23 protein-coding genes are annotated in these 26,571 nt (G+C 68.3%); 7 read left to right on the forward strand and 16 right to left on the reverse strand.

Going from position 1 to position 26,571, the window contains the following annotated elements; all coding sequences use genetic code 11:
• Window positions 1-21: 21 nt before the first annotated feature.
• Together V1457_RS24045 and V1457_RS24050 are read right to left on the reverse strand one after the other, a co-directional pair.
• Window positions 22-1,200 (reverse strand): CaiB/BaiF CoA-transferase family protein, encoded by a 1,179-nt coding sequence (locus tag V1457_RS24045; RefSeq protein ID WP_338605095.1) that lies wholly within the window; start codon window positions 1,198-1,200, stop codon window positions 22-24.
• Between the two features lie 232 nt (window positions 1,201-1,432).
• Window positions 1,433-3,067, reverse strand: a complete 1,635-nt coding sequence (locus V1457_RS24050; protein WP_338597021.1) for an AMP-binding protein — start codon at window positions 3,065-3,067, stop codon at window positions 1,433-1,435.
• A 320-nt stretch (window positions 3,068-3,387) separates the two neighbouring features.
• On the opposite strand from V1457_RS24050, the gene V1457_RS24055 reads away from it, so the two are divergent.
• Entirely contained in the window at window positions 3,388-4,149 is a 762-nt protein-coding gene (locus V1457_RS24055) for a FadR/GntR family transcriptional regulator (RefSeq protein ID WP_338597023.1), read from the forward strand.
• Window positions 4,150-4,214: 65 nt separating this feature from the next.
• Here the strand turns inward: V1457_RS24055 and V1457_RS24060 are convergent, their stop codons facing one another.
• Together V1457_RS24060 and V1457_RS24065 are read right to left on the reverse strand one after the other, a co-directional pair.
• Window positions 4,215-6,455: a (Fe-S)-binding protein gene (locus tag V1457_RS24060; protein ID WP_338597025.1), complete on the reverse strand. Its 2,241-nt coding sequence runs from the start codon at window positions 6,453-6,455 to the stop codon at window positions 4,215-4,217.
• Window positions 6,456-6,504: 49 nt separating this feature from the next.
• Window positions 6,505-7,281: an enoyl-CoA hydratase gene (locus tag V1457_RS24065; protein WP_338597028.1), complete on the reverse strand. Its 777-nt coding sequence runs from the start codon at window positions 7,279-7,281 to the stop codon at window positions 6,505-6,507.
• Window positions 7,282-7,719: 438 nt separating this feature from the next.
• On the opposite strand from V1457_RS24065, the gene V1457_RS24070 reads away from it, so the two are divergent.
• Window positions 7,720-8,514: an enoyl-CoA hydratase-related protein gene (locus tag V1457_RS24070; RefSeq protein ID WP_200073060.1), complete on the forward strand. Its 795-nt coding sequence runs from the start codon at window positions 7,720-7,722 to the stop codon at window positions 8,512-8,514.
• 19 nt (window positions 8,515-8,533) lie between these two features.
• Window positions 8,534-9,670: an acyl-CoA dehydrogenase family protein gene (locus tag V1457_RS24075; RefSeq protein WP_338597031.1), complete on the forward strand. Its 1,137-nt coding sequence runs from the start codon at window positions 8,534-8,536 to the stop codon at window positions 9,668-9,670.
• A 636-nt stretch (window positions 9,671-10,306) separates the two neighbouring features.
• Here the strand turns inward: V1457_RS24075 and V1457_RS24080 are convergent.
• From V1457_RS24080 to V1457_RS24095, 4 genes are all read right to left on the reverse strand, one after another.
• Entirely contained in the window at window positions 10,307-11,527 is a 1,221-nt protein-coding gene (locus tag V1457_RS24080; RefSeq protein ID WP_338597033.1) for an acetyl-CoA hydrolase/transferase C-terminal domain-containing protein, read from the reverse strand.
• 107 nt (window positions 11,528-11,634) lie between these two features.
• On the reverse strand, window positions 11,635-12,693 hold the full coding sequence (locus tag V1457_RS24085; protein WP_338597035.1) for an acyl-CoA dehydrogenase family protein: 1,059 nt from the start codon (window positions 12,691-12,693) through the stop codon (window positions 11,635-11,637).
• A gap of 186 nt (window positions 12,694-12,879) precedes the next feature.
• Window positions 12,880-14,796, reverse strand: coding sequence for an AMP-binding protein (locus V1457_RS24090; protein ID WP_338597037.1), 1,917 nt, complete (start codon window positions 14,794-14,796; stop codon window positions 12,880-12,882).
• A 1-nt stretch (window position 14,797) separates the two neighbouring features.
• Window positions 14,798-15,973, reverse strand: coding sequence for an acyl-CoA dehydrogenase family protein (locus V1457_RS24095; protein WP_200073069.1), 1,176 nt, complete (start codon window positions 15,971-15,973; stop codon window positions 14,798-14,800).
• Window positions 15,974-16,060: 87 nt separating this feature from the next.
• On the opposite strand from V1457_RS24095, the gene V1457_RS24100 reads away from it, so the two are divergent.
• The gene (locus V1457_RS24100; protein WP_338597040.1) at window positions 16,061-16,486 is read left to right on the forward strand and encodes a MaoC family dehydratase N-terminal domain-containing protein; all 426 of its coding nucleotides are present in this window, start codon (window positions 16,061-16,063) and stop codon (window positions 16,484-16,486) included.
• Window positions 16,483-16,881 (forward strand): MaoC/PaaZ C-terminal domain-containing protein, encoded by a 399-nt coding sequence (locus V1457_RS24105; protein ID WP_338597042.1) that lies wholly within the window; start codon window positions 16,483-16,485, stop codon window positions 16,879-16,881. The genes V1457_RS24100 and V1457_RS24105 overlap by 4 nt, the downstream gene beginning before the upstream one ends.
• Before the next feature lie 12 nt (window positions 16,882-16,893).
• Here the strand turns inward: V1457_RS24105 and V1457_RS24110 are convergent, their stop codons facing one another.
• A complete protein-coding gene (locus V1457_RS24110; RefSeq protein WP_307850293.1) occupies window positions 16,894-18,087 on the reverse strand; it encodes a LuxR C-terminal-related transcriptional regulator in 1,194 nt (397 codons plus the stop codon).
• 23 nt (window positions 18,088-18,110) lie between these two features.
• Between V1457_RS24110 and V1457_RS24115 the strand changes: the two genes are divergently transcribed.
• Window positions 18,111-18,662 carry a TetR/AcrR family transcriptional regulator gene (locus V1457_RS24115; protein ID WP_200073072.1) on the forward strand — a complete coding sequence of 184 codons (552 nt, stop codon included), beginning with the start codon at window positions 18,111-18,113 and terminating at the stop codon, window positions 18,660-18,662.
• Between the two features lie 70 nt (window positions 18,663-18,732).
• On the opposite strand, the gene V1457_RS24120 is transcribed toward V1457_RS24115, so the two are convergent.
• The 6 genes from V1457_RS24120 to V1457_RS24145 form a co-directional block, all read right to left on the reverse strand.
• Window positions 18,733-19,749: an LLM class flavin-dependent oxidoreductase gene (locus tag V1457_RS24120; protein ID WP_200073073.1), complete on the reverse strand. Its 1,017-nt coding sequence runs from the start codon at window positions 19,747-19,749 to the stop codon at window positions 18,733-18,735.
• Between the two features lie 103 nt (window positions 19,750-19,852).
• Entirely contained in the window at window positions 19,853-20,917 is a 1,065-nt protein-coding gene (locus V1457_RS24125) for a phosphotransferase family protein (protein ID WP_338597044.1), read from the reverse strand.
• Window positions 20,918-20,925: 8 nt separating this feature from the next.
• Entirely contained in the window at window positions 20,926-21,741 is an 816-nt protein-coding gene (locus V1457_RS24130) for an enoyl-CoA hydratase-related protein (RefSeq protein WP_338597045.1), read from the reverse strand.
• A gap of 32 nt (window positions 21,742-21,773) precedes the next feature.
• Entirely contained in the window at window positions 21,774-22,583 is an 810-nt protein-coding gene (locus V1457_RS24135) for an enoyl-CoA hydratase-related protein (protein WP_338597047.1), read from the reverse strand.
• A 112-nt stretch (window positions 22,584-22,695) separates the two neighbouring features.
• Entirely contained in the window at window positions 22,696-23,481 is a 786-nt protein-coding gene (locus V1457_RS24140; protein ID WP_338597048.1) for an enoyl-CoA hydratase/isomerase family protein, read from the reverse strand.
• A 126-nt stretch (window positions 23,482-23,607) separates the two neighbouring features.
• Window positions 23,608-24,864: an acyl-CoA dehydrogenase family protein gene (locus V1457_RS24145; RefSeq protein WP_338597050.1), complete on the reverse strand. Its 1,257-nt coding sequence runs from the start codon at window positions 24,862-24,864 to the stop codon at window positions 23,608-23,610.
• Window positions 24,865-25,016: 152 nt separating this feature from the next.
• Here V1457_RS24145 and V1457_RS24150 point away from each other — a divergent pair, with 152 nt between their 5' ends.
• Window positions 25,017-25,490, forward strand: a complete 474-nt coding sequence (locus V1457_RS24150; protein WP_200073079.1) for a MaoC family dehydratase — start codon at window positions 25,017-25,019, stop codon at window positions 25,488-25,490.
• Here the strand turns inward: V1457_RS24150 and V1457_RS24155 are convergent.
• Complete coding sequence (locus tag V1457_RS24155; RefSeq protein WP_338597051.1) at window positions 25,478-26,512, reverse strand: phosphotransferase family protein; 1,035 nt, start codon at window positions 26,510-26,512, stop codon at window positions 25,478-25,480. The two genes, V1457_RS24150 and V1457_RS24155, sit on opposite strands and share 13 nt — an antisense overlap.
• Window positions 26,513-26,571 lie beyond the last annotated feature (59 nt).

Raw genomic sequence — 26,571 nt, forward strand, 5'->3', positions numbered from 1 at the left:
TGCTCCGGAGCACCGAGGTGGTCACGGTTCTAAGCGGTCCGCGTCCGCCGACGACGGAGTCGGTTCCGAGATCGAGCTGAGCACGCCGGCCTCGACCAGCGACGCCACCGCGTCCTGGGAAACGCCCCAGTCGGCCAGCGCCGACCTGGTGTGCTCGCCGGGTAGCGGCGGTGGTGAGTCGACGCGCGCCGGGGTCCGGCTGAATCGCGGCGCGGGCGCGGGTTGGGTCAACCCGTCGACCTCGACGAAGCCGCCGCGCGCGCGGTTGTGCTCGTCCTCGGCTGCTTCCTCCACGTCCAGCACGGCGGTCAGGCAGGCATCGCGGCCACGCGCCGCTTCGACCCACTCGTCGCGCGTGCGGGCGCGGATCGCGTCGGCGAACAGCTCCTTGAGCCTCGGCCACTGGGATCGGTCGTGCTGCTCCGGTAGCGACGCGGCGTCGAATCCCAGCACGGCCAGCAGCTCGGCGTAGAAGCGCGGTTCGAGTGCCGCGACCGCGATCCAGCGCTCGTCCGCGGTCAGGTACACGTCGTAGAACGGCGCTCCGGAGTCGACCAGGTTGGTGCCGCGAGCCGGGTTCCACGCGCCGGTGCGGGCGAACCCGTGGAAGGCGGCCCCGAGCAGCGCCGCTCCGTCGCACATCGCCGCGTCGATGACCTGCCCCGCACCGGACCGCCGCGTCTCCCACAACGCGGCGAGGATGCCCAGCGCGAGCACCATCCCGCCACCGCCGAAGTCGCCCACCAGGCTCAACGGCGGTGTCGGCGGCTGCCCCGCGCGGCCGATCAGCGAGAGCACACCGCTCTGCGCGACGTAGTTGAGGTCGTGCCCGACAGTGCGCGCCAACGGACCTTCCTGCCCGAATCCGGTCATCCTCCCGTAGACCAGCCGCGGATTGCGCTCGGAGCACTCCTGCGGGCCGATGCCGAGCCGTTCGGCCACTCCTGGCCGGAAGCCCTCGATGAGCGCATCGGCTCGTTCGACCAGGCCGAGCACGAGCTCGCGACCGGCCGCATCCTTGAGGTCGATCCCCACCGATCTGCGTCCTCGGTTGAGCACCTCGGTGCGGAAGTCGGCGCTGGGACCGACCAGCTCGGCGCCTGCGACGCGGTCCACCCGGATGATGTCGGCGCCGAGGTCGGCGAGCATCATCGCGCAGAACGGGCCTGGGCCGATGCTGCCGATCTCGATGACCTTCATGCCGGCCAGTGGCCCGGATGTCTCCTCACCCGTGCTTGCCTGGTGCACGAACGCGCCCTCCTTCGATGTGCGCTGACGCAGCGGTCCACTTCGGACCTCGAAACCGAATTCCCTTCCCATAGACGGCGTCCGGAAGCGCGAAGTCCCGTACTTCCCGGGAAGCTCCAGGTCGGCCACCCCGGACCTCGAACCCCCGCGGCCCCCGGCTCCCCGACCGCCGCCCGCGGTCAGCTCATTCCTGAAGCTTGTCCTTGATGTCGGCGCGCAGCAGGTGCTTCTGGATCTTGCCGGTCGCAGTGGTCGGCATCGCCTCGACGACCTCCAACCGCTCCGGCACCTTCTGGATCGCCAAGCCCTCGCCCAGCAGGTAGGTCTTGATCTCGTCGAACGCAGGCGGATTCGCCGGGTCGGCCGGAACCAGGTAGGCGCACATCTTCTCGCCCAGCCGCGCATCGGGCATGCCCACGCAGGCGATCTCGTGGACGCCGGGATGCGCCGCCAGCAGGTCCTCGACCTGCCGAACGCTGATGTTCAACCCACCACGAATGATGATGTCCTTGAGTCGGCCGGTGACCCGCACGAACCCGTCCTGGTCCATCACGCCCAGATCGCCGGAGCGGTGGAAGCCGTCGCTGGTGTAGTTGGCCGCGGTCTCCTCTGGCTGGTCGAGGTACCCGAGGCAGTTCATCGCCCCGCGGTAGGCGATGTCGCCTTCCTGCCCCGGTGGCAATTCCTCCCCTTCCGGCCCCACGATCCGCACCTCCTGATGCGGCAGCGCGCGACCATCCGAGGTGAGCGAGCGGGACGGGTCGTCATCAACGGTGCACATCGTCGTGGTGATGCCCTCGGTCCTGCCGTAGAGACTGAAGACATGCATGTTCGGCAGCACCTGCCGGGCGGACTCGACCATGCTGGCCGGAACCGGCGCCCCGGCCGACGTCCAGAACCGCATGCTCCGCGCGTCATGCACGGCCGGGTCGTAGACGTCGATCAACGCCTGTAGGAACGTAGTCGCGGTCACCGCGGCCGTGCAGCCGAACTTCGCGATCCGCTCCAGACCCTCGCGCGGTTCCCACTTCTCCATCAGGTGCGAAGACGCGCCGTGGACCAGCGGCATCAGGTAGCTGGTGACGAACCCTGTGGTGTGCGTGACCGGCGACGGTCCGAATTGGACGTCATCGGCTGTGTAGCGCCACCCCTGGCCGAGCAACCGGGCACCGGCACACATGGTGTTGAAGGTGTGCACGCAGCCTTTGGGCCGGGCGGTCGTGCCGGAGCTGAACATGATCGTGAACGGATCGTCCGGCGACGCACCCGGCCCGAGCTCCGCCTCCGAGGCAGCCGGTTCGGCAACCAGGTCCCGGTACGCGACGGCACCCGCGGGAACCTCTTCGGCCCGGACGACAACCACCGTATCCAAGAATTCGTGCGCATCCGCCAGATCGACGAACAGTCCCGCGTGGTCGAAGCCCCGGTGCTCGCCGGCTGTGAACGCCGCCTTCACGCCGGCGCTCTCGACGATGTAGGCGACTTCGTCCCGGCGATAAATCGGCATGATCGGCACCAGGACCGCACCGGCCCGCGCGACCGCCGTGGCGATCGCGAAAAACTCCGTCCAGTTGGGCAACTGCACCGCGACCCGGTCACCGGGCCCGATCCCCCGGCGCACCAGTCCGGACGCCAGCCGCACGGCTGCGTCCCGCAACTCGCTGTAGGTGCACGAGGTGGTCGAGTCGGAGCCGAACAGACCCTCCGCCCGTTCGGCCGCGTGTTGCTCGACCACGTCGAACAGCCGCTCATCGCGCCAAACACCGGCGGCGTAATGGTCGCGGATCTCGTCCTCGCTGTAGCGGTCATGCACGGTCATGAGCGTCATGGGCACCTACCCGTCACTTCGCCTGAGCGTCACCTGGCGTGCCCCGCATCACGCCAACATGCTCCAACTATTACAAAGGTCAGTCCAAAAACGGAAGAGCTTCAGGGCAACAGGAGAGAGAAGAAGAGGTCGGCACCACGGGCACACCGGGCGGCCGAACCCGTGGAGACAAGGAAGGTGTGAGCTGGCACCGAGCCTTAGCGGGAGATGTTGCACCGGCAAGCAGCTGGACACGTCCGACCGGACGTCCACGAACTAACCCGCGAATGTTAAAATCAACCATAATATCCGACCAAAATCGGGAGATCCAGGTGGCTGACTCACCCAAGGGCGCTCGCTCGGCAGTACGGCTGGCGCCGATGGAAGTGCCGAAGGCTTCCGACGTGCTCGCCGAGGAGTTGCGCGAGCGTATTCTCAGCGGGGAGTTCGTCGAGGACACCCAGCTGCCGCCGGAACGGGACCTGGTCACCCAGACCCAGATGAGCCGCAGCACGGTCCGCGAGGCGCTGCGCATCCTCGAAGTCCAGGGCCTAGTGCGCATCAAGTCCGGCCGCGCCGGTGGCGCGTTCGTGCAACGACCGAGCCAGGACTCGGTCGCGACGTCAATGAGCCTGCTGATCCGGGGACGCCAGCTGCGCCTGGCGGACCTGCTGCAAACGCGCGAGGCCATCGAGCCCGTCTGCGCCCGGCTCGCTGCGCAGAACCGGACCGACGAGGAGCTGACCGCGCTGGACGAGGCGAACAAGGCGTTGGAGGCGGCCGACGGGAACCTCTCGGACTTCCTCAACGCCAACATCGACTGGCACATCGGCGTGGCCACCGCCAGCCACAACGAGCTGCTCGAAGCCCTGATGATCGCGTTGTCCAAGGCGATCTACACCGCAACCGAGAACGAGGCGTTCGTCGACGCGGATGTCCGCAAGGTCACCGCCAGGGCGCACAAGTCCATCACGACCGCGATCCGCCAAGGCAATCCGGATGCCGCGGTGCGCCGGATGAACCGGCACGTGCACTCCTACGCCAAGGCGGTGCTGGAAACCGACGAGCGTGTGGAGATCCCGGTCGACGACTGATCGATCCCAGCCCACCGGGAGCAACACGCTCGCGGTGTTGCGCCGCACAAGTGGCGCCTCCCGGTTCAGCGCGGAACGCCCGGATCGCGCTCCGCGATGGTGCCTCCGTCCTCAGTGGGCGGTGTGCCGCGTTTGACGCTGGAGAGCAGCAGTTGCGCCACGTCGAGGACTTCGACGTCCTCGGAGGCGGCCTGCTCGTTCTGCCGGGAGGTCAGCCCGTCGGTGAGCATGACGCGGCAGAACGGGCAGCCGGTGGCGATCTTCTGCGGCGCGGTGCCCAGCGCCTCGTCCACGCGGTCGACGTTGATGCGCTTGCCGATGCGCTCTTCCATCCACATCCGCGCACCGCCTGCGCCGCAGCACATCGAGCGGTCGCCGTGCCGCGGCATCTCCCGGAAGTTCGCGCCGGAAGCGCCGACCAGGTCCCGCGGCGGGGTGTAGACCTTGTTGTGCCTGCCCAGGAAGCAGGGGTCGTGGTAGGTGACGTCCTCGGCGACCGGGGCCACCGGGGTGAGCCGCTTCTCCCGCACCAGCTTGTTCAGCAGCTGGGTGTGGTGCACGACCTCGAAGTTCCCGCCGAGCTGCGAGTACTCGTTGGCGAGGCTGTTGAAGCAGTGCGCGCAGGTCGCGACGATCTTGCGCTTGCCCGGTTCGCGGTTCTCGAACACCGAGTTCAGCGTCTCGACGTTCTGCTGGGCGAGCATCTGGAACAGGAACTCGTTGCCCGCGCGCCGCGCCGGGTCACCGGTGCAGGTCTCCTCGCCGCCGAGCACGGTGTACTTCACGTCGGCCAGGTGCAGCAGCTCCGCGACCGCGCGGGTGGTCTTCTTGGCGCGGTCCTCGAAGGCGCCCGCGCAGCCGACCCAGAACACGTACTCGACGTCGTCTTCGAGCTCACCGTCGAAGACCGGGACCTCGAAGTCCAGCTCCTCGGTCCAGGCCAGCCGGTCCTTGGCGTTCTGGCCCCACGGGTTGCCCTTGTTCTCCAGGTTCTTGAACATCCCGCCGAGCTCGGTGGGGAAGTTCGACTCGATCAGCACCTGGTAGCGGCGCATGTCGACGATGTGGTCCACGTGCTCGATGTCCACCGGGCACTGCTCCACGCAGGCACCGCAGTTGGTGCACGCCCACAGCACCTCGGGGTCGATCACCCCGGCCTCTTCCGGCCCGCCGACCAGCGGCCGGTCCGCCTCGGCCAGCGCGAGCGCGTCGATCCCGGCGAGCTTCTCGTCCGCGCCGTCGCCGGTGATGCCGACCTCGTCACCGGCCATGTCCCGCTTGCCACCGGCCTGCAGGTACGGCGCCTTCGCATAGGCGTGCTCGCGCAGCGAGGTGATCAGCAGCTTCGGCGAGAGCGGCTTGGCGGTGTTCCACGCCGGGCACTGCGACTGGCACCGGCCGCACTCGGTGCAGGTGGTGAAGTCCAGCCAGCCCTTCCACTTGAAGTCCTCGACCTGCCCGGCGCCGAACACGTCGGTGTCCGGGTCGGCTTCTTCGAAGTCGAGTTCCTTGCCGCCGGACATCATCGGCTGCAGCGCGCCCAGCGCGGGGGCGTCGCCGAGCTCGCGCTTGAAGTAGATGTTGAAGAACGCGGTGAACCGGTGCCAGGCCACGCCCATGGTGATGTTCCGGGCGATCACGATCACCCAGATCATCGCGGAGAGGATCTTGAACCCGGCGAAGACCGAGACGGCCGCGGTGCTGGCGGGCAGCACGCTGCCGATCGCGTAGGTCAGCGGCGAGGACCACAGCGGTGCCTCGAACAGCCCGGACGACTCCTTGAACGCCCGCAGGCCCATGATGCCGAAACCTTCCAGCACCACCACGGCCTCGACGAAGTACGCCTGCCCGAAGTTCGACCCCTGGAACCGCGACACCCGCCCCGCGCGGCGCGGGTGGTTGAGCTGGCGCACCGCGATCAGCCAGAACCCACCGATCACGGTGCTGATGCCCAGCAGCTCCACGATCAGGTTCCACGGCCCGAACCAACTCAAAAGCGGCGTCTCGAAGGCCGGTACGAAGACCTCGAAGTACGCCTCCAGCACGCTCAAGCTCAGCCCGCCGAAACCGACCATCACGAACCAATGGGCCACACCGACATGACCCCACTTGAGCATCTTCGTGTGGCCCACGATCTCTGTGAGCATGTTCCCGAACCGAGCCCCGAACGGGCCGCGCCTGCTCGGGTCCGGTTGTCCGAGGCGGATCGACGAGATCATCCGCCGCACTGTCCGCACGACCATCACCACCGCGACGGCCGTCACGGCCAGGCAGATCAGGCCCAGGACCAGCTGCAGAGCACTCATGCTCGCGGCCTCCCCCTCTCCGGCGACGCTGCCGGTTCGTTCACGGCGGTCAGCGGTGCGAGAACGACGGCTGCCGCTTGTCCACGAAGGCCGCCATGCCTTCCTTCTGGTCCTCGGTCGCGAAAGTCGCGTGGAACGTGCGCCGTTCGAAGCGGACTCCTTCGGCCAAGGTGGTCTCGAAAGCCCGGTTCACGCTTTCCTTGACCATCATCGTCACCGGGGCCGACATGCCCGCCACGGTTTCAGCGGTCTCCATCGCGTCGCCGAGCAACGCCTCATCGGCCACTACCCGGGCGACAAGTCCGCTGCGCTCGGCCTCCGCCGCACCCATCATCCGCCCGGTCAAGCACATCTCCATCGCCTTGGCCTTGCCTATAGCGCGGGTAAGCCGCTGCGAGCCGCCGATGCCCGGGATCACGCCCAGCTTGATCTCCGGCTGCCCGAACTTCGCGCTCTCGGCTGCGATGATCACGTCGCACAGCATGGCCAGCTCACAACCGCCGCCGAGCGCATAGCCGGACACAGCCGCCACCAGCGGCTTGCGCACCGCAGCGAGCCGGTCCCACCCGGCGAACCAGTCACTGAGGTAGACGTCCATGTAGGACTGCGTTTGCATCTCCTTGATGTCGGCACCGGCCGCGAACGCCTTGGACGAGCCGGTCAGCAGGATGCAGCCGACCTGATCGTCCCGGTCGAGTTCGGTCGCTTGCTCGGTGACCTCCCGCATCAGCTGGAGGTTCAACGCGTTCAGCGCGCCCGGCCGGTTCAGCCGGATCGTGGCGACCCTGCCGGTGCGCTCGACCTCGATGGTCTGGTACTCGCTCATCAATCCTCCTCGGGCGTGGCTTCTGGCGGGGCGTGCGGGCGGAACGATCCCTCACACACCGGTAGGCATGACAGCACGACGGAATTTACTTGGTCGTCCTATTAACTCGATTGACATGCTCGACGAGGAACCGGGCGACTTCAAGCCCGAACGCGGTGTGTCCTGCACCACCTGCGCAAAAATCCCGTGTGCGCACACCGTCGCCTTACTCCGCGCACACCTCGCTACCGTTCGCCGAGACGCCAGCCGACCCACCGCAACCACCCCGGAGGGAGTAGCCGCTTCTCCCCTTGTGGGTAAATCAGGTCCGAGCGCATGCCGAACCAGCACTACTGTCTTGATAACGCACGTTATCGCGACCTACCTTCGAACGACCGCAGCGCTTTGCCAACGGGCGCTCACTCACCACTTCCCCGAGCGTGAAAGGTCGTCGCGACCATGCACGATTTCGCCGACATCGATTACAAGGTCGACAACGGGCTGGCCTGGATCACCATCGACCGCCCGAGCCGGTTCAACTCCTTCCGCGCGCAGACCGTCGATGAGCTGGTCAAGGCGTTCAAGCTGGCGTGGGCGAGCAAGGACGTCGGCGTCATCTGCCTGACGGGTGCAGGAGAGAAGGCGTTCTGCGCCGGAGGTGACCAGAAACAGCGCGCCGAGACCGGGGACTACGGCCCTTCCGACTCCGGCCTGTTCGAGGTCGATGCCCTGCACCGGGTCATCCGGGACGTACCGAAGCCGGTGATCGCCGCAGTAAACGGCTTCGCCATCGGCGGCGGGCACGTCCTACACGTGCTGTGCGACCTGACGATCGCCGCCGACACCGCGGTATTCGGGCAGAACGGCCCGCGCGTCGGTTCCTTCGACGCCGGCTTCGGCAGCGCGTACCTGGCGCGCGTGCTCGGGGAGAAGCGCGCACGCGAGGTGTGGTTCCTGTGCCGCCGCTACAGCGCCGAGAAGGCGGAGCGGTGGGGGTTGGTGAACGAGGTGGTTCCCCTCGCCGACCTGCACTCCGAGGTGCGCTCCTGGGCCGACGAGATCCTCGCGCTGTCGCCGACAGCGCTCAAGGTGCTCAAGCAGTCGTTCAACACCGACACCGAGCACTTCGCCAGTGTCGGCTCGCTGGCGTACTCCTACCTCAAGACCTTCGGCGAATCCGCCGAGGCGCTGGAAGGCATCAATGCCTTCAACGAGAAGCGCAGCCCGGACTTCTCCGCCTACCGCGGCGCCTGACCGCCAACGTTCACTGCCGATGCGACTCACCGACGAGCAGCGGCGGTTCACCGAGGCGATCCGCGATTTCTGCACCGACGAGTGCAGCACTCTCCAACAGCGGGATGCGCTCACCGACGGGGGCACGTTGGCAAACAGCCCCCAGATCCTGGCCAAGTTGGCCGACCTCGGTTGGCTCGGTGTGTCCATCCCGGAGCAGTACGGCGGTGCGGGCGCCGGCATGGTCGAGGAATGCCTCTTCCTTGAGGCGACCTCGCGCGGGCTGGCGCCCATCACCGCCTATTCCACCGGTCTCACAGTGGCGCAGACCTACCTGCGGCACGGCACCGAGCAGCAGAAGCAGGAAGTCTTGGGCGGGCTGTGTCGCGGCCGCCTGGAAGCGATCGCGCTGTCCGAGCCCGGTGCGGGTTCCGACCTGGGCTCGGCACAGCTGAAGGCCGTTCGCGACGGCGACGGCTACGTGCTCAACGGCCAGAAGACCTGGACCTCGGCCGCGCACGTGGCCGATCATCTGCTGGTGTTGACCCGCACGTCGGTCGAGAACGACAAGCACGACGGGTTGACGCTGCTGGTCGTGCCGACCGACGCGACCGGTCTGGAGATCCGGGCCATCGAAACGATGGAAGCGCACACGGTCAACGACCTGTTCTTCACCGACGTGCACGTACCGGCGGCGAACGTCGTCGGGCAGGTCGGCCGGGCCTGGAATCACCTCATGCGCGGGCTCAGCGTGGAGCGGCTGATCATCGCCGCGATGTCGGTGGGCGCGGCGCAGCGCTCGCTCGACGACGTGCTCGAGTACGTGCGGCAGCGCGAGCAGTTCGGGCGTCCGATCAGCAGCTTCCAGGCCGTCCGCCACAAGCTCGCCGATCTCGCCACGGACATCGCCTGTTCCCGGTCGTTCGTGTACGAGGTCGCCGAGCGCATTGACTCCGGCGAGGAGGAGCAGCTGGTGCGCGAGGGCTCGATGGCGAAGCTCAAGTGCACAGAAGTCGCCAAGCAGACGGCGTTGGAAGCCATGCAGCTGATGGGCGGCTACGGCTACGCCCGGGAATACGGAATGGAGGGGCAGGTGCGGAAAGCACTCGCGCCGCCTATTTACGGCGGCACCAACGAGATCCAGCGCGAGATCATCGGAAGGAGCCTGCACCTCTGATCACTTGGTGTCGTATGAGCGAAGGCGCTTTCAGCTCCGGGACTTCCGGAAGTGAAAGCGCCTTCGTCCTTGTGCAACGGCCCAGGACGGAGCTTCACGCGGTTTCCGCTCTCGGAGCTTGATCCTCCTCGCCGCCGCGCGCGTCGCGCACCTTGGGCGGCCCCCACGGACCAACCGGACCGCTCGGACGGCGCCCACCCGCTGTAGCGGAATCTTCCGAACCAAGGAAGACGATCCTGTCCGAGGTGGCGCGGGAAATCCCGATCGAGCTCGGCATCAGGTCGAAGACCGCGATCCCGCTGACTGATCTATTTCAACTACCATCGCCCGCCACCGCAACCGGCGATAAGCCGCCCGCGACCCGCCTCCATACCGGCGTCACCAACGTCATGATCAGCAACAGCTGGCGCCGACCTACCACCATCGCCGCCGGACAAGTTAGACAGACCATAACAATAGTAAAGGGTTCGACCTTTCTAGCAAACGCAGGAACATATACGCCAATGCTGCCCGCACTCCCAAACGACGTCGCACAGCTTCTACGGCCACGCACACCACTCCACCGGAGCGCTTCGCGTTCCACGGTTCCAAGAACAACGCCGTGGCGCCAACAGGATGGCCGCAAAGAAGTCGGACTCACTGCACGGCGGCGCTCGTCAGCTCGTCCCTGTGCTCGGGCGCCGCGATCGCCGTCAACCGGCGCGCCCGCTGCGGCAGGTCGCAGCCACGGAGGTCCGCCGTACCGTGTTCGGTGACGACGAAGTCCACATCGGACCGCCCGGTGGTGACAGGTCCGCCGGGCGACGCGACGATCGTGGAGTCCCCATTTGAAGTCGCCCGGAGCGTGATGATCGACCGCGCGCCCGTGAGCGCCGCGGCGCGCGAGAAGTCGACCTGCCCGCCGACCGCGCCGATGTAGTCCCCGCGCCGCCGCTCGGCGCACACTTGGCCGGTGAGGTCGACCTCGATGGCGGAGTTGATCGACACCAACGACCGCAGCCGGGACAGCGTGGCCGGCGAGTGCGTGTAGCTGGCCGGGCGGAACTCGACGGGCAGGTCCCCGAGGCGGTCGTAGAGTTCGGAGCTGCCCAGCGCGGCACCGGTGACGATGAGGCCGGGGTCGATCTCCTTGCGCGCACCGGTGAGCACGCCCTTCTCCACCAGCCGCAGCACCCCGTCAGAGATCATCCCGGTGTGGAAGCCAAGGTCCTGGTGCCCGGAGAGGAGGTCGAGCACGGCCGCGGGCAACGAGCCCACACCCATCTGCAGGGTGTCACCGTCCTCGACCAGCTCGGCCACGTTCCGCGCGATCGCCTGCTCGACGTCGTCGGGTGCTCGAGCGGGTGCTTCGCCGATCGGGCGGTCGGTCTCGACCACGGCGGCGAAGCGTTCCAGCGGAATGCGCGGAGTGCCGGTGGTGGCCGGCATCTTCTCGTTGACCTCGGCGATCAGCACCGGGGTGTGGGCGATTGCGTCGGCGATGTAGTCGACCCCGATCCCGAGTGAGCAGGTGCCGTCGGCATCAGGTCGGGACACCTGGACCAATCCGACGTCCACGGGCAGCGCGCCCTCCGCGAACAGCCGCGGCAGCGCGGAGTAGTGGCAAGGCACAACGTCGAGCCGTCCAGCCCGGCTGAGGCGGCGCAGCTGGCCGAGGGCGCCGTAGGAGGACAAGGACACGCTGCGGGGCAATTCCTGCACCAGCCGCTGGTCCCAGCTCAATCCGCAGAACGCCCACACAGGACCGATTTCGTCGGCTTGGTCCAGCAGCGCGTGCACGAGCGGGGTGGGCTCGGCACCGGCCTGGCTCCACCAAACACCGGTGCCGGGACCGATGTGGGGTGACAAGTCGATCACGTGCCCACCTGCCTCGTGCGGTTCCGGCGCGAGTGCGCCGCGTGTCCGGTCAGCTTCGAGCACATAGCGAATCTCCCGCCGTCAAAGCCGAAATGAGCAAGAGCGCACTAGGCCGCCGGCACCAGCGGCAGGGCCGCGGCCAGGCGCTCGTTCCACGCCTTCGGTGAACCGAACAGCCGCAGGTCGAGCTTCGCGCGCTTGTAGAACAGGTGGAGGTCGTGCTCCCAGGTGTAGCCGATCGCCCCGTGCATGGTCAGCGCGCTGTCGGCGGCGCGCTCGGCGCCCGCGCACGCCTGGGCCTTGGCTGCCGCAGCGTGCAGCGCGGCGTCGTCGTGCCGTTGATCGACGGAGGCGGCGGCGTAGTAGATGAGCGAGCGCGCCGATTCGACGGACACGAGCATGGTGGCGGCGGCGTGCTTGACGGCCTGGAACGAGCCGATCGGAACGCCGAACTGGTGCCGCTGCTTGCTGTAGTCCACCGCCATCGTCAGCATCCGTTCCGCAGCACCGAGGCTGTCCGCGGCCACCAGAACGGCCGCTCGCAGAGCGGCGTCGGTGAGGTGCTCGTCGGCGAGCTCGATCCCGTCATACCGCGCCAAATCCGGAACGACGACGTCCGCGACGGATCGGCTGCGGTCGAGCAGCCTGCGGTGCACCAGCTCCACCTCCGTCGCGTCCACGACGGTCAGCGAAAGCCTCCCGTCGTCGCGTACGGGCACGAGGAACCGCCTCGCCCGGTCCGCGCCGAGCACGTTCGGCACGGTCCCGCCGACGCGCGTCAACGCGCCACCTGCGTCCAAGGGCCGGTCGGAATTCACCGCGAGCACGGCGAATTCGCCCGAACCGAGGGACCGGGCGGCAAGGTCAGGAGCCCCGCCGAGCAGGGGCGCGGCCACCACCGCGGCAGCCCATGCCGCCGAGGGAGCCGCGCTGCCGCCCAGCTGTTCGGCCGCGAGCGCCAGCTCGACCAAACCACCGCCCTGGCCGCCGCGTTCCTCCGGTGAGCCGATGGCGAACCAGCCCTCATCGACGAACCGCCGCTCGAAGTCGGAGGGATCGCCGGAGTCCAGCCACCCGCGCACCGCCTCGGTCGAGGCGAACCGCTCGAGCCAGCCCCGGAAGGAGTCCCGGAACAGCTCCTGGTCTTCGGTCAATGTCCACCGCATTCCCGCTCCTCCCGGAGTTCCACGGAGTCCCCGCGGCTGCGCTACGACCGGTTCCGACGCAAACCATACTTTAGGTCAGACCCTTGAACCAAATGCCCGGGTATGTGACGTGTCCCGCAACACCGCCTCGGAAAGCAGGAACGCCGCCCGGGACGGTGCCGGGCGGCGTTCCGCGAAGGGGCATCGTCAGCCCTCTGCTGCTTTCCGGATCTCGTCGATCGCTTCGACGTTCTCGGTGCCGGAGAGGTCACCGGGGTCCTGATCCAGCGCCACGGCGCGAATCGCGCGGCGGAGGATCTTCGCCGAGCGAGTCTTGGGCAACTGGCCGACCCGGTGCACCGCGCTGGGCGCGAACGGCTTCCCCAGCTCTTGGGCGACCATCTCCCGCAACCGGTCCGAGACGTCCTCGGCGGCTCCGGAGGCGGGCACCCAGAACGCCCACACCGACTCGCCCTTCTTCGGATCGGGAACGCCGACCGCGGCCGCCTCCGACACCGCCGGGTGCGCGGTCAGCACCGCCTCCACCTCAGCCGGCGCCAGCCGCTTGCCTGCGATGTTCATGACGTCGTCGGAGCGCCCGCGGATGTACCACTGACCTTCCTCGACCAGCGCGAAGTCGCCGTGCCGCCACATACCCGGGAACGTCGACCAGTACTCCTCCAGGTAACGCGCGTCGTCCTTCCACACGCCGCGCGTCATCGCCGGCCACGGCTGGCGGCAGACCAGCTCGCCCACCTGCCCGCGCACCGACCGGCCGGCGTCGTCGACCACGTCGACGTCCATCCCCAGCGACGGGCCACCGAGCGAGCAGCTGCGGATCGGCTCGACCGGGTAGGGCGACAGGAACGAGCCGCCGACCTCAGTCCCGCCGGAGAAGTTGATGATCGGCACCTGGCCAGCGAACACGGTTCCGGCGAGCCACTCGTAGGAATCCGGGTCCCACGGCTCGCCGGTGGAGCCCAGCGCGTGCACCGAAGACAGGTCGTAGCGCTCGTGTGGCGGCTCCTGCCCCGTGCGCAGGGAACGGATCAGAGTCGGCGACACGCCCAGCATGGTCACCCGGTGGCGTTCGGTCAGCTGCCACAGCCGGTCATTTCCCGGAACGTCCGGAGAACCCTCGTAAAGCAGCAGCGTCGCACCGTTGGCATGCGTGCCGAAGATGGACAGCGGTCCCATGATCCAGCCCATGTCGGTCACCCAGCAGAACACCCCGCCCGGGCCGACATCGAAGGCGTAGGCGACCTCGCTGGCCGTCTTGACCAGGAAGCCCGCATGGGTGTGCACCGCGCCCTTCGGCCGTCCGGTGGTCCCGGAGGTGTAGGCCAGCAGCAGCGTCTCGGTGGTGCTCATCGCTTCTGCCGCACCGGCTTGCCCACCGGGCAGCTCCGACCAGCGCACATCCCGCCCGGTGGACGTTTCCGGTACTGCGCCGAGGTTTCCGACGAGCACGACGTGCTGCACCGTCGGGCAGCTTTCCACCGCCTCGTCGAGCAGCGGCTTCATCGCCACCTCGCGACGGCGCCGGACCGTGCCGTCGGCGACGATGACGACCTTCGCGTCGGCGTCCTGCAACCGGGCTGCGATCGCGGCCGGTGCGAAACCGGAGAACAGCGGCACCAGCACCGCACCCAGCCGAGCCACCGCATAGCAGGCGATGACCGCCTCCGGATTCATCGGCAGGTAAAGGCCGACGGCGTCACCGCGCCCGACGCCGAGCCCGTGCAGCCCGGCGGCCACCCGTTCGACCTGCTCCTCCAGCTCGCGGAAGGTCAGCGTGCGGGTCGTGCCGTCCTCGGCTTCGTGCACCACGGCCGCTCGCTCCGGCGCCTCGCTCACCCACCGGCCGAGGCAGGCATCGGCGATGTTCAGCGCCCCGCCCGGGAACCAGTCAGGGTGCTCGATGCCGGCGGTGGTGTCCACGACGTCCGAGTACGGTCGGCGGAACGGCAGCCCCAGGTCCTGCACCACGGCGTCCCAGTACCAGCCGATGTCGGCCACCGACCGCGCACGCAACTCATCGATGGACCCGATCCCGTGCGCTCGCGCCAACCGCGTGACGTTGGCGTTGTCCACGTAGTCGTCGGTGGGCTTCCAGGTGTACACGTCAGCTCCTCGGCATGCCGAGCATCCGCTCGGCGACGATGTTGCGCTGGATGAAGGTCGATCCGCCTGCGATCGCGGTGCCGCGCGCTTGGTTCGTCAACCGCAGCCACCGGGAGTCGCCGACCTGCTCGTCGTCGAGGTCGAACTGACCACCGAGCGAGTCCAGGGACAGCCGGAAGTCCGCCAGGTCCTCCACGAGCGGGCAGAAGTACAACTTGCCGATCGACGCGGCCGGTCCGGGCGGCCCGCCCTCGGCGGCTTGCGTGATCACCCGCTGGCCGATCAGGTAGTGCGTCAACGCACGGCCGTAGAGGTCGGCCACCTGTTCGCGCAGCTGCGGATCAGTCCCCAGTGGACGTCCGTCCTCCCCCGTGCGCGCGGCGATGTCTCCGATGATGTCGTCCACTGCGCGCTTGGTGTTGACTCGGCCGGTCGCGATCGCGACCCGCTCGTAGGACAGCGTGCCCATCGCCACGCGCCAGCCGCCGTCGACCTCGCCGACGACGAGTTCGTCCGGGACGAAGACGTCGTCGAGGAACACCTCGTTGAACTCGGCTTCGCCGAGCATGTGTGCCAGCGGGCGCACCGTGATGCCGTCGCTGTCCATTGGCAGCAGGAAGTACGTGATCCCCTTGTGTCGCGGGCCGCCGCCGGTGCGTGCCAGCAAGATCGCGTGCGCGGCGAGTTGGGCCCGGCTGGTCCAGATCTTCTGGCCCTGGATCCGCCAACCGCCGTCGACCTTGGTCGCGGTGGTGCGCAGCGACGCCAGGTCCGATCCCGATTCCGGCTCGGAGAACAGCTGACACCAGATCTCTTCGCCGGTGAGGATCGGGTGCAGGAAGCGCTGCTTCTGCGCATCGGTGCCGAAGTCGATGATGGTGGGGCCGGCGAAGTCCTCCCCGATGATGTTGAGGCGTTCCGGCGCTCCGGCCCGGTCGGTCTCCTCGTTGAAGATCGCCCGCAGCTTCTCGTCGACGCCACCTCCGCCGCACTCCTCCGGCCAGTACAGCCCCGCGTACCCGGCGTCGAAGAGCATCTGCTGCCACTGCCGCCAGAACGGCGCCTTGCCTTCCAGATCCGGCGGTTCCGGCCAGGGCAGCTGCGGCAGCGCGGCGGCCAACCACTTCCTGACCTCGCCCCGGAACCGGGCCTCCGCGGGAGAGTCTGCGAGCTCCATGAACGAACCCTTCATCCGTGAACGGTCGAATGGTATTATAGGACAGACCAAAATGGGAGGGTGTCGCGAGCAGGAGGGCTTTCGACGATGACGGCAGAGCCGCTGGACGAGGTCGCCTTCGACGTCGAACGGGGCAAGATCCGCGAGTTCGCCCGGGCGACCGGCGCCGCGGACCCGGTCCACACCGACCTCGGTGCCGCGCGCGCAGCCGGTTTCGCCGCTGCCCCGGCCACGGCTACGCACGTCGTGGTCGCCGGCCATTACCGGGACCAGGCCGCCTTCGTCGCGAAGCTCGGCTTGGCCTTCGAGCGGGTCGTGGTGGGCTCGGTGAAGTGGACCTACCACCGGCCGCCGCTGGCCGGCGACACTCTCCGCGGTGCCCGCCGGGTCGCCGACGATGCCCGCAAGAAGGGGATGCGGTTCGTGACTCTGGAGACCGAATACCTCGACGCCGACGACCATCCGGTAGTCGTGCTCCGGGAAACGTTGATCGAGCGAGGAGATCAGCAGTGAGAGCACCCGTCGCGACAGAGCCCGGCGCGGAACTCCCGACGCGAAAGGTCGGTCCGGTGACGCAGACCGATGTCGTGCGCTTCGCCGGTGCGGGCGGCGATTTCAACCCGCTGCACCACGACCCCGAATTCGCCCGCTCCGCCGGGTTCTCCGGTGTGCTGGCGATGGGGCAGATGCACGCCGGCATGTTGGCGGCGTGGCTGACCGACTGGGCCGGGGTGGAGCACCTGCGCGAGTACGAGGTGCGCTTCGCTGCGCCGGTGTTCCTCGGGGACACGCTGTCGTTCTCCGGCCAGGTGCTGTCGGTCGACGACGGAATCGCCGAAGTGCAGCTCGCCGCAGTCCGCGACGAGGACATCGTGCTGCGGGCCCGCGCCGCGATCAACACCGGTTGAACCGATGCCGGGCTACATCGTCCGGCGCAGGTACTGCGAGATCGCCTCCGCGCGGTTGTCCGCGCCCAGCTTGCGCAGGATGCGCTTGACGTGGGACTTGACCGTGCCGCTGGCGATCACCAGTTCCTCGGCGATGCGGACGTTCGTCGCACCCGTGGCCATCAGCGCCAGCACTTCCAGCTCGCGGCCGGTCAGCGAGGACTCTAGCACCGGAGGCTCGGACCGGCGGGCCGCCGTGCCGGCGTCGTGGCCGCTGAGCTCGACCTCCGCCGAGGCGAGACCGTCGAGCACCTCCTCGACCGCCTGCAACGCCGAGCGCACCTGGTCGCGCTGTTCCCGCAAACGCGCCAGCAGCACCGCGCGTTCGAAGATCTGCCCGAAACCGACCGCGAAGGACCACAGCACGTCGCGGTCCGCAGCGGTGACCGACCCGCGCATGCAGTCCGCATGCAGGAAGCCGATCACACGACCGGTCGGCATGATCGGGGCGGCGACGTAGGAGTTCATCGCGGAGGCGTCAAGCATCGGCCGGTACACCCGCGGGTCGTGGGCGGGATCGGTGATGAGCGCGGGTTCGCGGCGGCGGACCATCTCGGTCTCCAGCGGCATGTCCTCCAGCGGAACCTCCGGGGTGGCCCGCAGCCACTCGGCGAACGTACGTTCCGCATCCCGGCTACCGATGGCGTAGGACTTGTGCGGGCGCCACAGCGCGCCTTCGACGCGGGAGAGCATCACCCGGTGGAATCCGCAACTGCGGGCCACCACCTCGCACACCTGCCCCAGCAACTGATCCGGGTCCTGGAGTTCGCGGAGCCGGCCGAGCCCGGATTCGACTGCGGCGAGCCGCCGGTTTCGCTCGTGAGCCAGGAAATCGCGCAGTTCGAAACGCAACGCGTGCGCCTCGGCCAAGGCGGCGCCGATGGGGGAGGTCGGCTTCCCGGTGGCCATCTCTTCGGCGAGCTGCCCGACCACGACCACCAGGATGGTTTCCATCCCTTGCAGATCATGAGGTTCCTCCGGCCGCTGCCCGGAGAGCTGTTCCACTGTCCTGAGCAACCGCCGTCCCCGGTCGAGCAGCTCAGCCCGCTTGCGGGTGTTCCCGCCACCGGCGTCCCCGTACCGGAATTTCGCGCGCACGATTCCGCGCCCTTCGTCGACGCCCGCTCCGCTGCGGTCGGTGTGACCACGATGATAACGTACGTTCACACAGTTGTGGTAGGTTCCGCAGGGTGGACAGGGACCGGAAGATCCTTGATTCGGCAGCCGCGGTCTTCTTCGAGAAGGGGTTCCACGGCGCCAGCGTTGACGAGTTGGGCACGCGCGCCGGGCTGAGCGGCCCTGCGCTCTACCGGAGCTTCTCCGGCAAGGACGAGATCCTGGCGACGCTGTTCAACGAAGCCCTCGACGAACTACTGAGCGCGACCGCGCCGGTGCACGAGGACCCCGAGCAAGACCTGGAGCGGTTGATCCGGCACCACGTGCGTTTCGCCGTCGACCACCGGCACCTGGTCAACGTCTACCAACGGGAGGACCGCTCCCTGGTCGACCCGTGGAAGCGCCACTTCGCACGCAGGCGGCGCCAGTACGTCGGGCGCTGGGAGACGACCATCGGACGGTGCTTCCCGAGCGCGTCGCAGGCGAAGATCGCCACCGGCGCGCACGCTTGCCTGAGCGTGATCTTCTCCATCGCCTACTGGCCGAAGACCACCACGCGGCAGCCGGATCTCGCTGATGCGGTGACCGATTTCGTCCGCGCGGGGCTGGCCACGCTCGAATCCTGAGCGGAAAGCGGCGCACCGCAACGGAGTTGGCGGTGCGCTTCGGGCCGCGATCGGGGCACCGAGTCGTCGCTCAGTGGCTCCCGAAAGTCTCGATGATGGCGGCGGTGTTCTCCGCGACCCGCTCCGATGAGAGCGTGAAACTCGGCGAGTACAGCGCCGCGTGGTCGTAGCGCTTCTCCAGCGCCGGCAGGGCCTCGCGCACCTCGTCGGCCGTGCCGCACACTGCCATCTCCGCGAGCATCCGGTCCGAGACTGCGGCGATCATCGCTTCGTTGTCGTGGTTTCGGAAGGCGTCTTGGATCGCGGCGGCCTCTGCGCCGAAGCCGGCCGCCTCCATCACCGGCCCGTAGGACTTCGGCGCGACGTAGAACGCGATCTGGGCCGCGGCCTCGCGCCGTGCCTGCTGCGGGTCGTCGGAGATCGAGCAGATGATCACGCCCTTGAGCGCGACGTCCTGCGGGGAACGACCGTTCCTGTCCGCGCCGCGGGCGATCGCCGGGCGGACCACGTCGTCCAGGTAGCGATCGGTCAGGGTGGGATGGCAGATCAACCCGTCGGAGACCCGGCCGGCGACCTCCACCATGCGGGAGTTCACGCCCGCGGTGTAGATCGGGAGGTTCGGCCGCAGCGGGGCGGCGATGTCGGCCGTGGGCGTGATGTCGACGTTGTAGAAGCGTCCGTCGTGCCGGACCGGTCCTTCATGCAGCCGCCACAGGCGCCGCAGCAGCGGGACGAGTTCTTCCATGCGGGTGGCGGGGCCGTCCGGATCGGTGACTCCGTGCCACGCCTGCATCATCTTGCGGGTTCCGGTGCCCAGGCCGAGGGTGAACCGGCCACCGCTCATCTCGTCGAGGAACTTCGCGTCGTTGGCCAGCACCAGCGGCGACCGGCCGACCGCGTAGGCGATCGACGAGCCGACGCCGATGCGCTCGGTTCCCGCGGCCATCGCCGCGACCGAGACGACCGCCGAGCGGTTCAGGAACTCACCCGACCAGGCCGCGTCGAAACCGGCCGCTTCCGCGCGCACCGCGACCGCCTGCGTGTCCCGCACTCCTCCCGCGAGCACCGTGATCCCTCGCGTCGCCATCTCTCGCCGCCTTCCGTCTGGGAAATCCTGCGATGTTGCGTGTTCGCGACCGGCCGTCCGGGAACGCGACTTGTTCTACTCCTCGGCTCAGTCGCGGAGCGGCTCAGCGCGTCCCCTGTACCTCGCCCGAGGCGGGAACCTGCGGAGGTTCGAGCCCCGCGGTGCGGTGCGCGGCTTCCAGGAAGGAGCGCACCAGACCCGGGTCCGCGTAGTACTCGTCCCCGGTCCCCTGCACCGCCCGGCGGCGGCCGTACTCGTAAAGTACGGCCAGCTTCCACAGCGCCAGCGCGGTGTACCAGTCCAAACCGGACAGATCACGACCCGTGCGGGCGGCGTAGCGGTCGGCGAGTTCCTGCCGCGACGGGTAGCCGTCTTCGCACATGGCGGTGCCGAATTCCGCGGTGGGCGTCATCGGCGTCCCGCGCTCCGGTACGGACGCGAGGAAATAGCCCACGTCGAACAGCGGATCGCCGATGGTGGCCAGCTCCCAATCCAGCACCGCGGCGACACGGCCAGGCCGCTCCGGGGCCAGCACGACGTTGCCGATGCGGAAGTCGTTGTGCACGACCGTGTGCCCGGACTCCGGCGGCACGTGCGCGTCGAGCCAGCTGTAGATGGCCTCGAAGTGCGGTGGTGGGCAGCCGTCCTCGTCGGCGATCAGGCGACCCATCCGGCGCAGGTGGCGCTGGTTGAAACCTTCCGGCTTGCCGAGGTCGGCGAGCCCGACCGCGTGCCAGTCGACCGCGTGCAGGTCGGCGAGCGTGTCGATCAGAGACTCGCCGACTTCCCGCCGCGCCTGCCGGGTGTCCAGTGGGCTGGGCGTCTCGGTGGTCACCACGGGCCCCTCCATGAGGCTCATCACATAGAGCGGGACGTCGAGCACCTCGTGGGCCTCCGCCGTGGCGAGAACGCCCGGTACTGGCACGTCGGTGGCGTCGAGGGCCCCGATGAGCCGGGCTTCCCGGAGCATGTCGTGCGCGCCCGGCGGGATCGGTGGTGGTGGCGGGCGGCGGAGAACCAACCGGCGCGTGCCATCGCTGACGAGGTAAGTCAGGTTCGAGTGCCCGTCACCGATGCGCTTGGTGTCGACAGGGCCATCGCACAAACCGCGCACGCGCAGGAAACCAGTGAGCACATCGAGGGTTTCCGGTGTCCACTCCCATACCATTCCGGACCTCACCTGCCCGTGAACCGCGGCGCGCGTTTGTCCTTCACGGCCGCGAGCGCCTCGGGCATGTCCTCGGTGCGGGTCAGCAGCGCCTGTCCGCGGTTCTCCAGTTCCAGCGCCGCCGAGTAGGAGCCGATCTCCTGGTTGCGCTGGATGGCGCGCTTGGACATGCGCACGCCGGCCGCGGAGTTGGACGCGATCATGCGCGCGGTCCGCACCGCTTCGTCGAACAGTTCGCCACCCGGAACCACCCGGTTGACCAGGCCGATCCGGCCCGCTTCCGCAGCGTCGACGAGCCGTGCGGTGAAACCGATCTCGGCCGCCTTCGCGGGCCCGACGATGCGGGTGAGGTTGTAGGAAGTGCCCAGCTCCCCGACCGAGAGGCCGACCTTGACGAAGGCGGCGCTGAACTTCGCGGTCGGCGCCGCGAGCCGGATATCCGCAGCGAGCGCGAGCGCCAGTCCGCCGCCGGTCGCAGGCCCATGCACCGCCGCGATGACCGGGAACGGCAGGTGCCGGATGGCTTGGATTCCGCCGGTGGCGGTCTCCTGGAACTTCAAGAACTCCCGGACTCCCATAGTGGTGATGACCTCGATCTCGTCGAGGTCGAATCCCGCGCAGAACGCGCGCTCACCGGTGCCGGTGAGGATGAGGGCGCGCAGACCGCTGTCGCGCAACGCGTGCGCGGCTTTGCCGTACTCGGCGAACATCTGCACGGTCTGCGAATTCATGCGGTCGGGACGGTTCATCCGCAGCACCGCGATGTCCTCATCAACGAGCTCGAGGCTGAGCGTTTCGAGCTCCGGAACGTCGAGAGCAGCCATCAGCCGCTCCTCCCCTCAAGAACGTGGTCTGATCACTGGCCGGTGAACACGGGTGCGCGCTTCTCCTTGAATGCCGTCAGCGCCTCGGGCATGTCGGCGCCGCGGGTCAGCAACGCCTGTCCGCGGTTCTCCAGCTCCAGCGCGGCGGCGTACGAGGAGACCTCCATGTTCGCCTGCAGCGCGCGCTTGGACAGCTGCACGCCGCCCGGCGAGTTGGCCACGATCGACTCGGCGAGCTCCAGCGCATCGTCCAGCGCGCCGTCCTCGCTGAGGCGGTTGATCAGTCCGATCTCGGCGGCTTCGGCGGCGCGCACGAGTCGACCGGTGAAGCAGATGTCGCCGGCCGCGGCCGGACCGACCAGTCGGGTAAGCAACCAGGAGGTACCGAGATCTCCAGCGGACAGCCCGATACGGACGAAGGCCGCGTTGAACTTCGCAGTCGACGAGCCGAGCCGGATGTCCGCCGCGAGGGCGAGCGCAAGTCCACCGCCCGCGGCGGCGCCCTCAACTGCGGCGATCACCGGTACCCGCAGCGACCGGATGGCCAGCAGGGCGCGCGCGGCGCGTTCCTGCTGGTCGAGCATCTCCATCGCGCCGAGGCCAGGCAGCTCGTCCGCGTCGGCGAGGTCGTAGCCGACGCAGAAGTTCGCGCCGGTGCCGGTCACGATCACGACCCGGCAGTCGTCCTCGGCGTCGAGTCCCAGCGCGGCGTGCTCAAGCTCGGCGAACATGGTGTCGGTCATTGCGTTGGACCGATCCGGCCGGTTGAGCGCGACCACGACGACGCCCGGGGATGGTTCGGTGAGTAGGAGGGTTTCGTAGTCGGTGTCCAAGCACTTCATCGGCTGCTCCCGGGATTTCGTCCACTGTCGCGGTAACGGTGTGCGAAAGCCGGGCGGAGGCCCCGTGTGCCCATCCCGGCAACGGCGAGGTCTTCAGGCTGCGAAGCCGCGGTCACCGCCGGGACCACACCGGCTCGCGCTTCTCGCGGAAGGCGCGTACGCCCTCGGTCAGATCTTCGGTGGTGAACGCGAGCGCGAGCTGCCCCTGCAGGTGGTCCAGGGCCGCGTCGAGGGATAGGTCCCGAGTGCTGTTGATGGCGTCCTTGCCGAGCTTCATCAGCAGCGGTGATTTCACCGCGATCCGACGCGCCCAGTCGCGGACCGCTCCGTCGAACTCCTCGTCCGGAACGACCTTGTTGACGATCCCCAGTTCACGGGCCTCCGCCGCGGTGATCTTGTCGCCGAGTATCATCAGCTCGTTGGCCTTCATGCGGTCGACGTTGCGGTAGATCAGCGCGGAGATCATGAATGGGAAGGCGCCCACGTTGATCTCCGGGCAGCCGAACCGCGCCGACTCCTTGGTCACCACCAGATCGCATGCCAACGCCAGCCCGAAGGCCCCGGCCAGCACGTCGCCGCCGGCCGCGCAGAGCACCGGCTTGCCGAGTCCGCCGATGAGCTTGAACAGGCGCGGGAACCGGTAAAGCCCGGCGTACTTGGTCACCGCGGGACGGTCATCGGCGAACGCCTTGAGGTTGCCGCCGGCGGAGAAGACACGCTCGTGTGAGGAGGCCAGCACGACGACGCGGACGCCGTCGTCGGCCTTCGCCGCGTGCAATGCGTCCAAGAGCTCGTCGAGGAGTTCATCGCTGAGCGCGTTGCGCGTGTCCGGATCGTCGAGGGTCACTACGGCCACGCCGTGCTCATCGAGCTCGTACCGGACCAGTTCACCCGCCATGCAGAACCACCCTCCGTTCACGGTCCGACCTTTAGACCATACGACTCCGCGGATGGTCGCACAAGACCCCAATGCGCTCCACTGGCTTTGTAGCAGCGCTGACGAGGTTCGCTCCGCCGTCAGGCGTCACCGGGCCGTCGAGTCGCGGCGCGACTTGAAATCGAACATCTCGGCCGCGATGCGCCGCATCTGCAGCTCGTCCGTGCCCTCGGTCAACCGGTAGCGGCGGTGGTGGCGGTAGATGTGCTCGAAGGGCTTGTGCCGCGTGTAGCCGACACCGCCGTGCACCTGCATCGCGCGATCGGCCGCCGAGCATGCCAGCTGGTTGGCCCGGTAATTGACCATCGCGACCCGGCCGGAGGCCGAGGTTTTGCCGTGCCGGTCCATCAGCCACGCGGTCTTCTGGACGCTGTTGCGCACCAGCTCGGCCTCGGTCTGCAACTCCACCAGCTGCCACTGCACGCCCTGGTGTTCGTGCAGGGGTTTGCCGAACACGACGCGTTCCTGCGCGTAGCGGACACTCTCGTCGATGCAGAATTGGGCGGCGCCGAGCGACGAGGCGGCCTGCCGGAGGCGGTTTTCGTGGACGAATAGCTGCGCGCAATCCAGCCCCTTGCCGACCTCGCCCACCACCGCGGTCTCGGGCACGCGGACACCGCTGAGACGCACCTCGGCGTGATCGGTGGGCATGTTGAAAGTCCAGTGGTAGTACGGGATGTCGAACCCGGCCGTATCGGTGGGAACTAAGAACGCGGTGATACCGTCGGCTTTGCCGTCCTGCCCGGAAGTACGGGCGAAGACGAGGTCCGCGGTGGCCACGTCGACCACGCTGTTGAACCGCTTGGCACCGTCGATCACCCAACTGTCGCCGTCCTTGCGGGCGGTGGTTTCCAGATGTGTGGCATCGCTACCGTGAGCGGGCTCGGTAAGCCCGAAAGCCAGCTCGATCTCCCCGTCCACCAACGGCCCGAGGTACTCCTGGCGTTGTTCGGCAGTGCCGAACTCGTGCAGCACCAAGGCAAGCGGCAAGTTGGCGACCACCGATGCCTCGTGCGAGAGCTCGGCGTGCAGGCCGGGGCCGAGCCAGGCCAGATGCTCCCGGATCGCCGCCATCGCGACGTTGCTGCCGTCGCGTCCGCCCAGCGCGGGCGGGAGCGGGAAGCGGTAGAAGCCCGCCGCGTCCGCGCGCCTGCGGGCCTCGGCCATCAGCTCGCGCCACTGCGCGGTCGGGATGCCGCCGCGCTCGACGTCGGTGCGCGAGAATTCCCTGCGGTGGTCGAAGAACTCCGGGTTGTGCAGTTCGAGCGGCTTGATCTCGGCGGTGATGAATGCGTCGAGCTCGTCGATGAACCCCGCGATCTCAACAGGAACGGACCACTCCATCGGCTGCACTCCTTCCGTTGCCACCGCGGGCTTTCCACTGGTGGGCGGCGGCCGAGCGTATGGCGGGGTTCGGGGTTCGCAAGAGCGCAGCGACCAGGTGCGCTGTCGACTTCGACATCGTGGACTGCGCGTCCGGTCGAAGCGGGACACCGGTGCGTGCTCTGCTGCCGGCCGTGCTGGATCTGAACGGAATCGCAGAGCTACGTTCCCTCGTCGGACGGGAGCTGGGCACGAGCGGGTGGCACGAGATCGATCAGCAACGAATCACCGCGTTCGCGCGCGCCACCGACGACTTCGAGGCCATCCACATCGACCACGAGCACGCGGTGCGGGCGGGGCTCGGTTCGACCATCGCGCACGGTCTCTACGTGCTGTCCTTGGGGCCGAAGTTCCTCTACGAGATCTATTCCTTGCGGGAAGGTCCGTTCGGCCTGAACTACGGGTATGAACGGGTCCGTTTCGTCGCGCCCGTGCCGGTCGGTTCGCGGATCCGGATGCGCGCGACCCTGAGCCGCGCCGACGACATCTCGGGCGGGACGAAGTTCACCATCGAGGAGACCTTTGAGATAGCGGGGCAGGACAAGCCCGCGTGCGCGGCTACCGCGGTGATCGCCTACTTCCACTGATCGGCACGCGCCAGCACTGCGCGCCCGCGTTCGATCAGGTCCGGCAGGGTTCGCGCGGCGACTTCGAGAGACGGGTCGGGATGCGCAGCCTTCCGGTTGCGCTTGACCAGCGCGGCGATCGTCGAGGCCGTCTTGTAGTAGCTGTGCGCCAGGAACCAGTCCATAGCGGGCAGTTCGACGGCGCGAATCGCGCGGTACTCCGCCAGCAGTTGATGAACTCCGGGCATACCGGCTCCTGCCGCCGAGTTCGCCGGACCCCTGGATTCCGCGAACGCGTGTACCGGATCGGTGTGCATGAGCAGCCACGCCAAGTCGATCCGGGGATCGCCGATCGACCAAATCTCCCAGTCGATGACTGCCGTCAGTTCCGGCCCATCGAACAGCATGTTGGCCAGGCGGTAGTCCCCGTGCACCAGCGTCGGATGTGCGCAGCGATCCGGGATTTCGGCCACAAGCTTCTCGTGCAACTGCGCGTGCCCCGGGCAGATCTCGGGGTCCACGGTGCTGAGCAGGCGCGCCCAACGGTCCAGCTCTGCGGCGATGGGCACCACGGGCTCGTCAGCAACGCCGAGAGCAGCGAGTTCCAAGGATTGCAGGTCGGCCAACATGCGCGCAGCCGTTCGGGCCCGCGCATCGACGACAGCCCGGCACGGAGGGTCGTTCGCCACGTCCAGGCAGGGCTCGAAGGCGTCTCCGCGGACGTGGTGCATGGCGAAGAACGGCGGTGTGCCCGCATCTTCGAACAGAACCGGCGGGACGACCGCTCCGGCGGCGCTTAGGGACCGCAAGATCCGTGCCTGGCGCAGCACGTCGCGGTTCCGGACCGGTGCGAGCCCAGGCGGCGCGACCTTCAGCACGATCTGCTGCAGCGGCGCTCCCGGCAGGTCCAAGTCCGCGGCCAGGGTCAAGCTGGACACACCACCGTGCAGTCGGCGCAGCCCGCCCACCCTGGCGCAGGGCCAGTGCCGCTGAGCCGCCGCGTCGGCCCTGGCGAGCAGGTCCGTCTCATCGAGTTCAGCCACACGGCCACGATTCGCGCGGTAAGCCACGCGCACAAACGTTCCGCGGCACCGGCACTGGA

This window comes from Saccharopolyspora sp. SCSIO 74807, from assembly GCF_037023755.1.
Classification (GTDB): Bacteria; Actinomycetota; Actinomycetes; order Mycobacteriales; family Pseudonocardiaceae; genus Saccharopolyspora_C; species Saccharopolyspora_C galaxeae.

Excerpts from the sequence above, each read along its gene's own strand:
- V1457_RS24045 (WP_338605095.1), bottom strand. The coding sequence starts at position 1,200 with ATGAAGGTCATCGAGATCGGCAGCATCGGCCCAGGCCCGTTCTGCGCG.
- V1457_RS24050 (WP_338597021.1), bottom strand. The coding sequence starts at position 3,067 with ATGACCGTGCATGACCGCTACAGCGAGGACGAGATCCGCGACCATTAC.
- V1457_RS24060 (WP_338597025.1), bottom strand. The coding sequence starts at position 6,455 with ATGAGTGCTCTGCAGCTGGTCCTGGGCCTGATCTGCCTGGCCGTGACG.
- V1457_RS24065 (WP_338597028.1), bottom strand. The coding sequence starts at position 7,281 with ATGAGCGAGTACCAGACCATCGAGGTCGAGCGCACCGGCAGGGTCGCC.
- V1457_RS24070 (WP_200073060.1), top strand. The coding sequence starts at position 7,720 with ATGCACGATTTCGCCGACATCGATTACAAGGTCGACAACGGGCTGGCC.
- V1457_RS24075 (WP_338597031.1), top strand. The coding sequence starts at position 8,534 with ATGCGACTCACCGACGAGCAGCGGCGGTTCACCGAGGCGATCCGCGAT.
- V1457_RS24085 (WP_338597035.1), bottom strand. The coding sequence starts at position 12,693 with ATGCGGTGGACATTGACCGAAGACCAGGAGCTGTTCCGGGACTCCTTC.
- V1457_RS24095 (WP_200073069.1), bottom strand. The coding sequence starts at position 15,973 with ATGGAGCTCGCAGACTCTCCCGCGGAGGCCCGGTTCCGGGGCGAGGTC.
- V1457_RS24100 (WP_338597040.1), top strand. The coding sequence starts at position 16,061 with ATGACGGCAGAGCCGCTGGACGAGGTCGCCTTCGACGTCGAACGGGGC.
- V1457_RS24120 (WP_200073073.1), bottom strand. The coding sequence starts at position 19,749 with ATGGCGACGCGAGGGATCACGGTGCTCGCGGGAGGAGTGCGGGACACG.
- V1457_RS24125 (WP_338597044.1), bottom strand. The coding sequence starts at position 20,917 with ATGGTATGGGAGTGGACACCGGAAACCCTCGATGTGCTCACTGGTTTC.
- V1457_RS24130 (WP_338597045.1), bottom strand. The coding sequence starts at position 21,741 with ATGGCTGCTCTCGACGTTCCGGAGCTCGAAACGCTCAGCCTCGAGCTC.
- V1457_RS24135 (WP_338597047.1), bottom strand. The coding sequence starts at position 22,583 with ATGAAGTGCTTGGACACCGACTACGAAACCCTCCTACTCACCGAACCA.
- V1457_RS24140 (WP_338597048.1), bottom strand. The coding sequence starts at position 23,481 with ATGGCGGGTGAACTGGTCCGGTACGAGCTCGATGAGCACGGCGTGGCC.
- V1457_RS24145 (WP_338597050.1), bottom strand. The coding sequence starts at position 24,864 with ATGGAGTGGTCCGTTCCTGTTGAGATCGCGGGGTTCATCGACGAGCTC.